The following is a 13,459-nucleotide window of genomic DNA, read 5'->3' on the forward strand; positions in this document are numbered from 1 at the left end:
AATTTCGTTAAAAAATTCAGTCTGAAAAAGACTGAATTTTTTTTATTTAAGTGAGAGAATGAAGATAAATAGACGTCTAATTAAGTAAAGAGTTCAAACGGGGTGGGTAAATGAACGAACATCACAGGGAAATCGAGCGGATGTTTAAGCTGTTCGGGGATGATCTTTATCACTTTCTTGTTTATTACAAAGGATCTCATGATGTGGAGGATGATGTCCAGGAAGTGTTCTTCAGGGCTTTAAAAAGCGAGTTTCGCGGTGATTCTCATCCGAAAACATGGCTGATCGGCATTGCAAGAAGACTTGTCATCGATCAGCGCCGGAAGAAACGGTTTCTTTCTTGGCTGCCAAAACCCGAGCAGCCAAAAAGCCCCGATGATATCCTGATGGAACATGAAAACATAATGGAAGCCTACAGAGCAATTAATGAACTGAAAGAAGAATATAGAGATGTTGTCATGCTGAGAGTCATCTCCGAGCTTTCCGTTGAAGAAACGTCAGATGTGCTGGGCTGGACAAGGGAAAAAGTCAGCAGAACCTATTACCGGGCATTGAAGAAACTAAATCAGAACGGGCAAGAGGCTATTAAAGAAGGAGGGGCTGAACTTGAGTCCTGAAAATCTGCAGTTTCCGAAAAAAACATTGTCGCCGGGACAGCGTGAGAGAATCAGAAAGGCTCTCTCCGAGAAACGGCCAGGAGTTTCCCTTGCCGTGATGCACAGAGTATTTCAGCTGTCAGTCACATTGGTCCTTTTAATCGGAGTTGGCATCTTTTCTCTCTTTTTTGTAAGTGGTGAAAAAGGGGAGGATGCACGAAATGGGGGACCGAACTACAGCATACAGCTACCTGATGGAATTGAAGCAGAGAGAAGCGGAAAAACACTGATTTTTAAACAAGGTGAAAGGACAGTAGGAGGAGCAGCTCCAATTAAATCTGAAGAAAAGCAAAGCCTTGAAAACGGGCCAGGAATTTTTGAAAGAAAAGAAATAAATGACTTAATGTATCCTGCTGAAAGAATACTCCAGCATGTAAAAACAATGACTGCCACGCAAACCTATCACTACTTCGTTCAGACAGATGAAAAAACTTGGGTAAGAGTTTACTTCCATACACCTTACGTTACAGAAGAACAAGCTGCGGAAGCTATGCGAACATTTTCAATTGAGTAAGCTGAAGTCAAGAAAAGTTGACTTTGTTTTTTCTTCATATTAGAAGTCTGCTGATTTCTCATCTTAAAGCATAATTCAAAAAGAGGGTGAACATTCACCCTCTTTTTTCTGTCACTAAGAAATGCTTTCCTTCTCCGGCTGCTTATTTTTTAAAAAATGATAAAGCTGAGGTGTGACAATTCCAACAAGAATCATGCCGATGCCGGCTGTTTGTAAAAGTGTAACTTGCTCTTTTAAGATAAGTACAGAGCAGAGAATGGCCGTCGGCAGTTCAGCCGCTCCTAAAATCGTTGCAATGCCTGAACCAATCTTAGGCGTTCCAATTGAAAACAATACAACGGGTATAAATACACCAAAAAAGCCCAGCAGCAATGCGTATATCCATAATCCTGACTGCATGGAGCCATTAGTCAGAAAATCAGGTGAAAAGACGATTAATAAAAAGAGTGCAGCACCCAATGACATAAACAAACTCCGGTTTAAAGACGGCAATTCGGCAGCCACTCTTCCGCTTGCAAAAATGAACAGTGAGAAGGAAACAGCCGATAATAGTCCCCAGATAATTCCGGGATCACTGACGCTAAAAGCATTATGGCCAAAGATGTTTCCCGAAAGAATTGTGCCTATTAAAAGAATGCCTGCAGCAAGCACCTTATCAGGACCCGGCAGCTTTTTCACAGCGATTGCCTCAATGACAATCCCAATCCAAGTAAATTGAAACAAAAGGATAATGGCAATAGATGCGGGAACCGTCTCAAGAGATTTTCCGTAAAGAATACCAGTCAAACTGGTAGTGGTTCCTGTAATCATTAAGACAAGCGCCTGCTTTAAAGAAACTTTTTTTCTTGAGAAAAGGGTCACACAGATCAAAAACATGAAAAAACCGAACAGGTATTGGCTTCCAATCACTTCGTTCACTGTAAATCCGTGCATGTAGGCAATTTTAATGATGGTAGAAATAACGCCGTAGCTGCATGCGCCGACCAGAACAAGAAATGAATATTTAACTAAATGGCTCACAATGAAAACTCCTTATGAAACAAGCTTCAATCCAACTGTAGCTGAGATGATCATGCTGATAAAAAGAATTCTTTTCCAGCTGCTTGAATCTCCGTAAAATAAAATGCCCACAAGTGCGCTGCCTGCAGATCCGATTCCTGTCCAAACAGAATATGCCGTTCCAAGCGATATGGTTTGCAGAGATTGATTTAATAGAAGAAAGCTGAATGAAAAGCCTGCAATCATGATCAGCAAGGGAACAGTTCCTTTAGAATCTTTCATTTTGTTGATTCCTATGACTCCGACAACTTCAAATAGGCCTGCTGCTATCAGTAAAATCCAGTCCATTAGTTCGCAGCCTCCTCTTTTTTATCATCAGACATTGTTTTTAATCCAATGACACCGCCAACTAAGACGATGATTAACAGAATTTTGATAAGCTGAAATGGCTCGTTAAAAAAGAGAATTTCTGAAATAACGGTTCCAGCAGCGCCAAGTCCTGTAAAGACTGCGTAAACTGTACTCACCGGCAGTCTTTTAGTTGCGCCGATCAGCAAATAAAAACTGACACATATCGTAATAATGGTAATAAGCCACTCATACCAGATGTCTGAGTATTTTAATCCCGCCACCCAGATCACTTCAATGAATCCGGCTAAAAAAACGTTTATCCAGTCACGATTCATGATGTTCTTCCTTTCTGAGAGATAATCCCGTTCCAGTAAACGCTAAAACACCCATCTAATCTCTTTTTAAATCGTTCTGCGCCGCCGTAAAGAATTTCAACCAGAACTGCATCAACCAGTCCCATATAGGCTATCACTGCATCTGATTGATTTATTGATATAGCTTTTTGATCATTGAATATGGCTGTAAGCAGCTCTTCAAAAGTATCCAAATAGGTGTACACTTTCTTCATCACTTCATCGTAGAGATGAACTGGCGGCAAAAAACTGATCTTGAGCATGAACTTTGTTTTATCGTCTTTTTCATAGCGGCTGATATATTCTGACAGATAATGATAAAGCGCTTCTTTTAAGGAAACGGAATTAGAGAAGACGAAGTAGTTTTTTATATACTCAATTTCGTTTTCCTGCACCTCAGTCATGACAGTAAGAAAAAGTTCATCCTTGCTTTTGAAATGAGTATAGATGGATTGTTTTTTGATGCCGACTTCATTTGCGATCGCTGCTAAAGATGCACCCTCATATCCATGTGCTGCAAAATTGCGTATAGCAGCTTCTTTAATTTGATCTGATGTCATTTTTTCACCTTCCTGACGTTCGTCAGTCAATTATAATTCCGGAGATTATGAAAGTCAAATGCAAGAATATACGGCCATTTCTATATCTTGACATTGTCACGCTTTATTCCTTCCTGTTATGCTTGTATATGGATTGAATATAGAATAATAATCTACAACTATACAGGAGATTTTTTAAAATGATTAAAGCCTCTTTGATCCTTACAGGATGCATGTTTTTATCAGCATTATTTTCATTTAAAGCGTTTGCTGAAGAACTCCCTTTAAAAGAACCAGATATACAAAGTGAATCGGCAGTATTGATTGATGCTGCATCAGGTCAGATTCTCTATTCAAAAGACAGTGATGCGGTCATGTACCCTGCAAGTGTAACGAAGATGGCTACAGCTATCTATGCGATTGAAAATGGGAATATGGAAGATATTGTGACGGTCAGCAAAAATGCCAGAAGTGTTGATGGAACAAGGGTTTACCTTGAAGAAGGAGAGCAGGTTCCCATGAAAAAGCTCATCCAGGGCTTGATGATCAATTCAGGAAATGATGCAGGTGTGGCGATTGCTGAACATATCAGCGGTGATACTGAGGCCTTTTCTGCAGATATGACAGCATTTTTAAAGTCAAAAGCAGGGCTTCGGAACACCAATTTCACCAACCCGCACGGCCTGTTTGATCCTGAACATGTAACGACTGCTGAAGATCTTGCAAAACTGACTCAGTACGCTTCAAAAAATGATATATTTAGAGAGATTTTTTCAACAGAAGAATTGAAGTGGGACGGGGAAACATGGGATACAACGCTTCATAACCATCACAAGCTTCTTAAAGTAACACCGTATGAGGGTATGATTGGCGGAAAGAACGGTTATGTAAGCCAATCAGGCTTTACTTTATCCACTCTTGCTGAAAGAGAGAATATCAGTCTGATTGCTATTGTACTGAATGCTAAAACGGACCATATGTCATATAAAGATACCGTGAAATTAATGGATTTTGGCTTTAATCATTTCACATCTGAATTTATTTCAGAAGGTACAGCCTTTAAAGATCAGAGCGGGCAAAAGTTTACACTGAATGAACCTCTTTATTATGCTAAAAAAATTAATGAAAGCATCTCAACAGATGTCGATTTAGATGGACTGCTTGCTGTAGAAGGAGAAGATGGCAGAGAGCTCGCCACTCATAAATTAAAACCTGAAACAGCAGATGCCGGGAACGTGATGAAACAAGCGGTTCCAGATGTAAAACCATCGCTTGGTCAAAGCATGCTGCATGATCACCTGAAATTTATTGTTATGGCTTCATTTGCTGTTGTTTTGCTGCTTGTCGGCTATTTCTTCAGACAAGTAAGAAGATCATAAAAAAATCCTTTCTCCACTAATCGGAGGAAGGATTTTTTTATGAAAGAGTATGGGCTCGCTCAGAAAGGAATTGCAAGGCGCTTCCGCTTTTATTCCTTTGCAAGCTTGCTGTTTTTCCGTGCATAAACAAAGTAAATGATAGTCCCTATTGAAATCCAGATGAAAAATGCTGTCCATGTAATGCCAGGCAGGCTTGTCATCAAGTAAATGCAAAATAATGCACTGATTGCAGGGAAAACAGGCACAAATGGCACCTTGAATGCCCGCTCAAGGTTTGGATGGGTTTTTCTTAAGACGATTACAGCGATAGAGATAAGTGTGAACGCAGCCAATGTCCCTAAATTTACAAGGTGGGCAAGTGTTGTTAAATCCACAAATCCTGCAATCGCGGCTGCAACTGAACCAGTAATCCACGTATTTTTAAAAGGCGTTTTAAATACGGAGTGAACACTTGATAAAACACTTGGAAGCAAACCGTCCCTGCTCATGGCAAACGAAATGCGGACCTGAGCATACATCATCACGAGCAGAACAGTTGTAATACCTGCAATTGCGCCTACAGATACAAAACCTGCAAGAGTATTTTGTCCGACATAATGCAGGGCAAACGATACGGGATCAGCCACATTGAGCTCAGTATAAGGAACCATACCAGTTAAAATAAGAGATACAGCTATGTAGAGAATCGTACAAACAGTAAGGGAAGCAATAATGCCGATCGGAACGTCACGCTGGGGTCTTTTTACCTCTTCTGCGGCGGTAGCGACTGCATCAAAACCTATGTAAGCAAAGAAAACTGTTGCAGCGCCAGTTACAATCCCATCAAAGCCAAATGGAACAAACGGCGTCCAATTAGCAGGCTTTACATACCAGACGCCAGCAATGATGAAGGCGACGATGACAGCAAGCTTAACAAATACCATGATATTGTTAACCCGTGTACTTTCCTTAATTCCTTTTGATAAAAGTGCCGTAATTAAGAAAATAATGAAAACGGCAGGCAAATCAATCAATCCGCCTTTTCCCGCACCGGGTGCTGAGGTAATGACCTCGGGTAATGCGATGTCAAATCCTGCAAGCAGTGATTGAAAGTAGGCAGACCAGCCAGTTGCAACAGCAGATGTTGCAAGCAGATATTCAAGCATTAAATCCCAGCCAATCAAAAAGGCAAACAGTTCTCCGAGAGTTGCATATGTGTAAGTATAAACGCTTCCTGAGATTGGAACAGATGAGGCGAATTCGGCATAGCAAAAGGCAGCCAGAGCACATGCAATTCCAGACAATATAAAAGAGAGAATCAGGGCAGGTCCAGCAGCTTCAGCAGCGACCACACCTGTTAAAACGAAGATGCCGGTTCCGACAATGGCCCCGATTCCAAGCAGCGTTAAATCAAAAGCCCCCATCGTTCGATCGAGCGATTTTTGTTCGCTTTGCTTCACCATCTCTGTAATAGATTTCTTTCTGAATAATGAATTCATAGCAACCTCCTGCTCAGCACTTATAAAATCAGATAGTTTAGTGTGAGCAAATGAAGAGGACTTCATGCAAAATAAAATAGGCTGCATTTTTAAGCGCAGCCTTTATTCATTAAGTTAAAGAGGAATCTGATCTGTTCATATATTTCGTCAAAAACGGATAAATCACAAAGCCTGCCAAGAAAAGGCCGACTCCCAGTACAAATGTTTTTAAATCAGCAGTACCGGTGACAATGACCCAAACAGAATAAATACATGCAATGGATGCAATGATTCCGTCTCTTACTCGCGATCCTTGAATTAAATCATATGTTTCTCCTTTAGCGATCAGCTTCAAGAAGAAAATAGATGAAACAAGATACGGGAAAAGATAAGCAAGTGTAGCGGACGTTGTTAAGAATGTAAAAGCCTCGCTTATTGTTCCTGAAATGGTAGAGAAAATAAAGATCTGTGACATCAAATTCGTTATTAGCAGCGCATTTTTAGGACTGCCTTTTTTATTTGTTTTTGCAAAGAAAGCAGGGAAAATGCCTTTTTTTGCAGCCTGATACGGTACTTCAGCTGAAAGCAGGATCCATCCTATGGTTGAACCAAATAAAGATACGACTGCTAATAGTGCCATTGCATTTGCACCGGCATCTCCAATAATGACAGAAAGAACATCAACAAATGGCTTGTCAGATGACTGCAGCTGATCGTGGGGCAGAACGCCCATTGTGATAAGTGTGATAATCATATAGATGAACACAGCTATAATTAAGCCGGTAATGGTCGCTCTTTTCACATCTCGCTGAGAAGAAGCGCGGCCTGACAGAATGACGGCAGATTCAATGCCTACAAATGCCCATAAGGTTGAAATAGCAGCGAATTGTACTTGATTGCCAAGGCCGTAAGTTACACCGGGCTCTGCTTCTACAGGGAAATAAAATTCCCCAAATGATGCTGACTCCAGTGCAAATAAACCAGCGATGATGAAAAGCATAAAACCGATTACTTTTGATGCAGTCGCAACAAAATTCAATTTTCCCGCACCATTCATGTTTGTTAATAAAATGGTATGAGTGCCCCAAAGCAAAATGGTACAAACAATAAATGTGACCGCTCTTCCTAACTGAATATCCTGTGAGCCTATTGAGAACAGAACAGATTCGTCTGACATTATAGGAAAGAATGAAGAAAGATAGCCTGCAAAGCTAGTGATGATTGCCACGTTGCTGATCCAGTTAGCGACCCAATATCCCCACACCATGCTGAATCCTGCAACGTTTCCCTTTTTCGGTGAATCAAATAACGCTTTTGCATAGCTTTGCGGGCCAGCTGTAAGGTCGGGTCTGCGAATCGATAAATTGCCGAAGACCAGCGCAATCATTAATACTCCAAATCCGGTTACGAGCCAGGCGCTGGTTACTCCAAGCGGACTTGCAGTCTGGGCAAGCGTGCTTGGCAGCATGAATATGCCTGAGCCGACCATATTTCCTACTACGAAGGCTGTTAAAAGCCAAAATCCCCATTTCTTTTGTTTCAAAACTGAAACCTCCTATACATATCAATGCTCTATCGATATTGTGTGTAGTTTTTAATGAATGTGCTCATTTTTTTGCAAACAAAATAGCGCATAGAATAAGTCCATGCGCTAAAAACACAAAAACTCAGGGAATCATCTCCAGATAGCACTCCGCAAATTGACTCTGCGGCAGTCCAGTACCTGTTCGATACTGTCCCAGCGTGAAACAAAGTGGCTGTTTCAAACTTCGGCGCCAAATCCTTTCACTTGCAGTCAACAGCTCCACTAGCCTCTTGCAACTTACTCTTAATTGGCGCAACCTCTACCTCACTGAGATGCCGTGAGGATTTTTATTCATTATTTTAATAGAGTAAATTTAACAGGATGATCAGAGGATGTCAACAAGATAAACTTTTTACCAGAAGTTTCAATCTATATTGAAATAACTGTCACCGAAACTTCACTTTGCAATCCGCCCGCGAATCTACTATAATTTACAAAGATAACGTTTTCTTTCTATTTTTATGAAAATATAACATGGAAGAAGGGCACATGATGAACTTGGGATTCGGCGAAATCATGTTAATTGTCTTCGTGGCACTCCTGCTTTTCGGACCGAAAAAGCTTCCGGAGCTCGGAAAAGCTGCCGGCAAAACACTAAGAGAGTTTAAAAACGCAACAAAAGGTCTGATGGATGACGAAGAAGGTAAGTCAGATAAATCAGTGAAATAAAGGATCGAACAGCCTCGGCGGAATGCCTGGCTGTTTTTTTTTGCGCTTTTAAGTTTTCTTCATTAGAAGTGTTAGAATTATACAAATATTTAGTAAAATAATATATAATAGACCTGAGAGTTTATTTAGTGTAACGAAATATATAGTAGGGGGTATGGCTATGAAAGCCGCTACATATGCAGAGACTTGGGATTTGGATGTTTTTTTCAAAGGAGGCAGCCAGTCTGAAAGCTTCAAGAGTCATTTAGAAGAGCTTGAAAAAGATGTTCCTTTGTTTAAAGAACAGGCCGATCAGTTAAAGGTGCCAAGCTCAAAAGAGGATCATATTTACCTTGATGAAATTCTTGAAGCGTTCCAGGGGATTGCGAAGAGAGTGAGACAGGCCGGTGCTTTTGTAGGCTGTCTGCAGGCTCAGGATACAACGGATAAACATGCTGGTGTGCTCAGAGGAAAAGTAACGCAGCTCAGCTCTCAGTTTCAAAATGCTCTTGCCAGTTTCGATCAGAAGCTTGTAAAAGTGGAGGATCAAGTATGGGAAGAACTTATCGGGACAGAAAGTCTTTCTGAACTTGCATATGTGCTTACTGAACGCAGAAATAAAGCAAAAAATAAATTGCCGATGGAGCAGGAGACGCTTATCAATGCTCTGTCAGTAGACGGCTATCATGCATGGGGACAGTTTTATGACACCCTTGTGTCGACTGTTAAAATTCCTTTTAAAGAAGATGGGGAAGTGAAAGAACTTTCTGTCGGCCAGGCAGCCAATAAATTTTCCAGTGCAGACCGTGAAGTCCGAAAATCTGTGTTCGAAGAGTGGGAAAAGGCATGGGGAAGCAAGGCGGATTTATTTGCCCAGACGCTGAACCATCTTGCAGGCTTCAGATTGAATGTTTACGAGAAGCGGGGATGGGAAGATGTCCTTAGTGAGCCGCTTGAAATCAACAGAATGAAGCGGGAGACGCTTGATGTCATGTGGAAGGTTATTTCTGAAAATAAGCAGTCTCTAGTAAAGTATTTAAAAAGAAAGGCAGAGATGCTTGATGTGGATAAACTCAGCTGGTATGACCTTGATGCGCCGGTTGGCGGGAAAGAGACAAAGGTCACCTATCAAGAGGGAGCAGAATTTATTCTCGATCAGTTCAGCAATTTTGGCGAGGAGCTGACAACATTCACGAAAAAAGCGTTTGAAGACCGCTGGATTGAAGCTGAGGATCGAACTGGAAAGGCGCCGGGCGGATTCTGCACAAGCTTCCCTGAAAGCGATCAGTCCCGCATTTTTATGACATTCTCAGGAACGCCTTCGAATATAGCGACACTGGCCCATGAGCTTGGTCATGCTTTCCATCAGCATGCAATGGCAGGCGTTCATCCGCTTAACCGCAGCTATGCCATGAACGTGGCGGAAACGGCATCAACATTTGCGGAGATGATTGTAGCAGATGCTTCTGTGAAAAAAGCAAAAACAGAAGAAGAACGACTGGCCCTGCTTGAAGACAAAGTGCAGCGCAGTGTTGCCCTTCTGATGAATATTCACGGTCGTTTCATTTTCGAAACAGCGTTTTATGAGGAGCGTAAAAAAGGAATGGTAAGCGCTGAGCGCATCAGCGAGCTGATGGAGGCGGCACAAAAAGAAGCGTATTGCGATGCATTAGGGGAATATCACCCGCATTTCTGGGCATCCAAGCTCCATTTCCACATTACAGGAGTGCCTTTCTATAACTTCCCGTATACGTTCGGCTACTTGTTCTCGCTTGGAATCTATGCAAAAGCCCTTGAAGAAGGAATTGCATTTGAGGAAAAATACATTGCGCTGCTGAAAGATACAGGCTCCATGCAGGTGGAAGACCTCGCGATGAAGCATTTGGGAGTGGATCTGACAAAAGAAGATTTCTGGCAAAAAGCAGTTGCTCTAACTGTGGAAGATGCAGAGGAGTTTCTTGAGGCGACTAAGTAAAAACAAGGTTATTGTGTGATGCTGCATTTTCAGCTTTTAGCTGAGGTGCAGCTTTTTTTTTCGATTGGATAAAAAAGGGTGCAAACGGGGTTTTGGAGCGCGAACTCGATAAAATTTGAAACAGTTCGTGCAGCAAACATTTTTGCAATAAGCGCTATACAAATAAAAGAACTAGGACGAGCCATAATGGGTCGTTCTTCTATTATTGCCCCCGATTGTTGAATAAGTAAGTTTTATATTTAGAAAACTTATTATTCAGTTTTACTTAGTTCTATTAAAACACTAGTTTTTAGATAGTTGTATTGATTAAAGTTTGTATCCATAAAAGCCTCTTCTCTATTTGAAAGAATATCTTCATAATTTATACTTTCACTGAATTGAGACTCTGTAAAATCATACTGTGTATTATGAATCATATTGTAAAAGTGCCACCCCTCAGATAAGGGGGTTTTTCGTATTTCCCCACCTAAAATGTCGTTGACTACTAATGCTGTTACACCACATTGTCCTTTCGAAGGATTATCCATACTCCATTTGGAACTTGATTTTAATGATCACGTTTTTTTAAAAGCGTGTAATAATTGTGCTATTGTAACTTTTTTAAGTGTACTCATTAATGGTCCCCTTTTAAAAGCAGTACAGCCTTTTACTATAATAGAGGCGAAACTTTATTTAGCAATCGCCCCCTTTTGTGGAATATCATTTATGTTGCCTTATCGAAGAAAATCGCCCGATAGCGGAATTTTAATAATGCGAAAAAAATCAAGAAATGACTTCTTAGTTATTTACTAAGCACCAGTTCAAGAAGAAACAATGTTTAGAGTAATTTACCCTTCGTTAATATTACTGCGTTTCCTCCAACCATAACCCTTAAATCATTTTTATTTACTAACTTAGTAACAATATGAGATGGTCTGCCCATACTATACCCTTGATGGAAAGAGTAATCTTGATTAAAATTAATTAATACTTTGTTCTTGAAAAGATAATATGTTAAAGCCCCATTTGAAGTACCTGTTGCGGCTTCCTCATCAATACCAAAGAGTGGACAAAAGTTTCTGCATAATGCTATCCCTTCCTCAGAATCAAGAGTAAATGCATGAACTCCTGCTGCATCATGAATTATGGTGTATTCAGCCAGTGATTTAAAATCGGGGTTAAGAGCATTCAGAGCATCCTTTGATTTTAGTGGAAGCATTATATCCCATAGTCCAGTACTTGCAGCTTGAGGAACTAAATTAAAATTTATATCGCCTATTTGATTTTTGTTAATTTTAAATATGTTAGATAAATCATCATAATCGTCAAAAGCTTTTCCGAGCTTTGGTTCAGCTTGCTCCATCATTATAAAGGAATTATTTACAACAACAGGAAGTGTACCTGCGAGTGTTTTCATAAAATATGTATTATTATCTTCAATAAAATTGCAGTCCAATAATGCTTTGAAGGAGGCAATGGTAGCATGCCACAAAGATTCACCTGTGAAGTCGGTGTAAAAAATTTAATTTCAAAATTTTTATTGTCTATTTTTTTAATAAAGGCTGTTTCTGAAAACCTAACTTCTGCAGCAAATTTCTGCATGAACTTTTCGTCTAAATTTTCATGGATTACTACGCCTGCTGGATTCCCGCCAAATTTAGGTTCTGTAAAAGCATCAATTACATAATATAACAATTTTATTCTCCCTTATGTAGAAAACTTCTGAATATGCTTACTCCGTTAAACTGCTGCCCGATTGCTATATAACCGTTATTTCCATTTTATCACAAATACACAGTTTTCATCTTTACATATAAAACACACCAATTATGCCGCTAATTGGTGTGTTAACTGATGTTTTATTTATTATGTGGTTTTAAAACACCTCTGAATCGAACCGCCCGTTTGGACGATTCGAACATAAACAAGCCTGGAGATGCTATTTTTTTACTGATTCATCATTATCCACCGATCAATCTCATTAACAACAAGATCCTGCTGGATAAAGACATTAATGTCCGCTTTTTTATCGCCTTTTTGTTCGCCGTAAATTCCGAACTGTGCATGGTTTCCGTCTTTGTAAAAGAATGTATCCTCTGAAAGCAGATGCTTTTTCTCCTGTATATCTGCAAGAGTTGTCAGGCCGTCTTTTTCGGCACAAATCGTCAGAATCGGAAAGTCCGTCCCGGAAAAGTCGCTGGAATCAGTAGGATAGGCTGCCAGCAGAAAGAGTCCTTTGATTGTATCCTGATGGTTATAGGCATAGATAGAAGCTGACGCGCCTCCAAGTGAATGGCCTCCGATATACCACTTCTTAATGTCACGGTGCTCATTAATGACTTTGTCGGCTTTGTTGATTCCTGCAATGGCCAGGTTGAAAGGCATTTTTGATATAGCGACTGTATACCCTCTCTGTGCAAGCTGCTCAGCAAGATAGGCGTAGGCTTCAGGCTCTACTTTCGCCCCTGGATAAAAAATAATGCCTGTTTCGGTCTTCTGATTCACCGGTTCAAAAAGCAGATACCCATTCACGTTGTTTTTCTTTTGGATATTTGTCGAATGATAAAGGTTTTCTGTTGGTTTATATGTCTGCTGGGACCATATATAAAACCCTGCAAAAGATAGAATTAAGAGCGCTAAAGCTATCAGGAAAAAATTTTTCATCCATCTTTTCATGGCTTAAAACTCCTTAAAATATAACGTTTCCTGTTAAATTTTATGTTTAAATCCAACTAAAGGCAAATTTTGATGTTTGCCAAAACAGGATCTTTTATTTAGAATAGTAGTATAACTTAATAAATATACGCTTAATCCTTAACGGGAACGGGGGAACCGAACTGTGCATCTGCACTGGGGTGAATCCTTAAAGTACTAGGTAGGACAACTCTTCGTCCGAATCCGACAGCTAACCTCGTATGCACTGGAGAGACTCATCTGTGGAAAAGTCATAATTATTCAAATTGACGAATGCTAACCGCGAGAATTCTCTCGCGGTTTTTTGTATTTTTCAAAAAACTCTCACAT

At 40.3% G+C, this 13,459-nt stretch carries 12 protein-coding genes, 2 pseudogenes and 2 riboswitches; of the genes and pseudogenes, 5 read left to right on the top strand and 9 right to left on the bottom strand.

All coding sequences use genetic code 11. The annotated features are described in order from the left end of the window. Positions 1 to 110 precede the first annotated feature (110 nt). Together GJU41_RS11150 and GJU41_RS11155 are read left to right on the top strand one after the other, a co-directional pair. The gene (locus GJU41_RS11150) at positions 111 to 617 is read left to right on the top strand and encodes an RNA polymerase sigma factor (protein ID WP_070874833.1); all 507 of its coding nucleotides are present in this window, start codon (positions 111 to 113) and stop codon (positions 615 to 617) included. Beyond that, a complete protein-coding gene (locus tag GJU41_RS11155) occupies positions 607 to 1,170 on the top strand; it encodes a hypothetical protein (RefSeq protein WP_070874832.1) in 564 nt (187 codons plus the stop codon). The genes GJU41_RS11150 and GJU41_RS11155 overlap by 11 nt, the downstream gene beginning before the upstream one ends. Before the next feature lie 114 nt (positions 1,171 to 1,284). Here GJU41_RS11155 and GJU41_RS11160 read toward each other — a convergent pair whose 3' ends face one another. From GJU41_RS11160 to GJU41_RS11175, 4 genes are read right to left on the bottom strand one after another with little or no spacing between them, the layout of a single operon-like run. Beyond that, a complete protein-coding gene (locus GJU41_RS11160) occupies positions 1,285 to 2,190 on the bottom strand; it encodes an EamA family transporter (protein ID WP_070874830.1) in 906 nt (301 codons plus the stop codon). A 12-nt stretch (positions 2,191 to 2,202) separates the two neighbouring features. After that, on the bottom strand, positions 2,203 to 2,517 hold the full coding sequence (locus GJU41_RS11165; RefSeq protein ID WP_070874828.1) for a DMT family transporter: 315 nt from the start codon (positions 2,515 to 2,517) through the stop codon (positions 2,203 to 2,205). Continuing rightward, positions 2,517 to 2,855 carry a DMT family transporter gene (locus GJU41_RS11170; RefSeq protein WP_070874826.1) on the bottom strand — a complete coding sequence of 113 codons (339 nt, stop codon included), beginning with the start codon at positions 2,853 to 2,855 and terminating at the stop codon, positions 2,517 to 2,519. The genes GJU41_RS11165 and GJU41_RS11170 overlap by 1 nt, the downstream gene beginning before the upstream one ends. Further along, positions 2,852 to 3,433 (bottom strand): TetR/AcrR family transcriptional regulator, encoded by a 582-nt coding sequence (locus GJU41_RS11175; protein WP_154318607.1) that lies wholly within the window; start codon positions 3,431 to 3,433, stop codon positions 2,852 to 2,854. Before GJU41_RS11175 ends, GJU41_RS11170 begins: the two co-directional genes overlap by 4 nt. A gap of 179 nt (positions 3,434 to 3,612) precedes the next feature. Between GJU41_RS11175 and GJU41_RS11180 the strand changes: the two genes are divergently transcribed. Further along, positions 3,613 to 4,791, top strand: coding sequence for a D-alanyl-D-alanine carboxypeptidase family protein (locus GJU41_RS11180; RefSeq protein ID WP_154318608.1), 1,179 nt, complete (start codon positions 3,613 to 3,615; stop codon positions 4,789 to 4,791). An 89-nt stretch (positions 4,792 to 4,880) separates the two neighbouring features. Here the strand turns inward: GJU41_RS11180 and bcaP are convergent, their stop codons facing one another. Together bcaP and GJU41_RS11190 are read right to left on the bottom strand one after the other, a co-directional pair. Then, positions 4,881 to 6,269, bottom strand: a complete 1,389-nt coding sequence (gene bcaP, locus GJU41_RS11185) for a branched-chain amino acid transporter BcaP (RefSeq protein ID WP_154318609.1) — start codon at positions 6,267 to 6,269, stop codon at positions 4,881 to 4,883. A 109-nt stretch (positions 6,270 to 6,378) separates the two neighbouring features. Then, positions 6,379 to 7,791, bottom strand: a complete 1,413-nt coding sequence (locus tag GJU41_RS11190) for an amino acid permease (protein ID WP_224771398.1) — start codon at positions 7,789 to 7,791, stop codon at positions 6,379 to 6,381. A gap of 135 nt (positions 7,792 to 7,926) precedes the next feature. Continuing rightward, a riboswitch (Lysine riboswitch) is annotated at positions 7,927 to 8,103 on the bottom strand. A 222-nt stretch (positions 8,104 to 8,325) separates the two neighbouring features. On the opposite strand from GJU41_RS11190, the gene GJU41_RS11195 reads away from it, so the two are divergent. Further along, positions 8,326 to 8,502, top strand: a complete 177-nt coding sequence (locus GJU41_RS11195; protein WP_070874800.1) for a twin-arginine translocase TatA/TatE family subunit — start codon at positions 8,326 to 8,328, stop codon at positions 8,500 to 8,502. A gap of 160 nt (positions 8,503 to 8,662) precedes the next feature. Then, a complete protein-coding gene (locus tag GJU41_RS11200) occupies positions 8,663 to 10,456 on the top strand; it encodes a M3 family oligoendopeptidase (RefSeq protein WP_154318610.1) in 1,794 nt (597 codons plus the stop codon). Positions 10,457 to 10,707: 251 nt separating this feature from the next. On the opposite strand, the pseudogene GJU41_RS11205 reads toward GJU41_RS11200, so the two are convergent. The 3 genes and pseudogenes from GJU41_RS11205 to GJU41_RS11215 form a co-directional block, all read right to left on the bottom strand. Continuing rightward, positions 10,708 to 11,010 (bottom strand): annotated as a pseudogene (locus GJU41_RS11205) (YunG family protein); the annotation flags it as partial. 263 nt (positions 11,011 to 11,273) lie between these two features. Next, positions 11,274 to 12,130: pseudogene (locus GJU41_RS11210) on the bottom strand (PhzF family phenazine biosynthesis protein). A 252-nt stretch (positions 12,131 to 12,382) separates the two neighbouring features. Then, on the bottom strand, positions 12,383 to 13,111 hold the full coding sequence (locus tag GJU41_RS11215; RefSeq protein ID WP_154318611.1) for an alpha/beta fold hydrolase: 729 nt from the start codon (positions 13,109 to 13,111) through the stop codon (positions 12,383 to 12,385). A gap of 118 nt (positions 13,112 to 13,229) precedes the next feature. Continuing rightward, a riboswitch (cyclic di-AMP (ydaO/yuaA leader) is annotated at positions 13,230 to 13,370 on the top strand. Positions 13,371 to 13,459 lie beyond the last annotated feature (89 nt).

The organism is Metabacillus idriensis, from assembly GCF_009674765.1.
In the GTDB taxonomy this organism is placed as follows: Bacteria; Bacillota; Bacilli; order Bacillales; family Bacillaceae; genus Bacillus_P; species Bacillus_P idriensis.

What these genes read in the sequence shown, in the direction of transcription:
- bcaP (WP_154318609.1), bottom strand. Translation starts at nt 6,269, where the DNA reads ATGAATTCATTATTCAGAAAGAAATCTATTACAGAGATGGTGAAGCAA.
- GJU41_RS11180 (WP_154318608.1), top strand. Translation starts at nt 3,613, where the DNA reads ATGATTAAAGCCTCTTTGATCCTTACAGGATGCATGTTTTTATCAGCA.
- GJU41_RS11170 (WP_070874826.1), bottom strand. Translation starts at nt 2,855, where the DNA reads ATGAATCGTGACTGGATAAACGTTTTTTTAGCCGGATTCATTGAAGTG.
- GJU41_RS11195 (WP_070874800.1), top strand. Translation starts at nt 8,326, where the DNA reads ATGAACTTGGGATTCGGCGAAATCATGTTAATTGTCTTCGTGGCACTC.
- GJU41_RS11175 (WP_154318607.1), bottom strand. Translation starts at nt 3,433, where the DNA reads ATGACATCAGATCAAATTAAAGAAGCTGCTATACGCAATTTTGCAGCA.
- GJU41_RS11150 (WP_070874833.1), top strand. Translation starts at nt 111, where the DNA reads ATGAACGAACATCACAGGGAAATCGAGCGGATGTTTAAGCTGTTCGGG.
- GJU41_RS11200 (WP_154318610.1), top strand. Translation starts at nt 8,663, where the DNA reads ATGAAAGCCGCTACATATGCAGAGACTTGGGATTTGGATGTTTTTTTC.
- GJU41_RS11215 (WP_154318611.1), bottom strand. Translation starts at nt 13,111, where the DNA reads ATGAAAAGATGGATGAAAAATTTTTTCCTGATAGCTTTAGCGCTCTTA.
- GJU41_RS11165 (WP_070874828.1), bottom strand. Translation starts at nt 2,517, where the DNA reads ATGGACTGGATTTTACTGATAGCAGCAGGCCTATTTGAAGTTGTCGGA.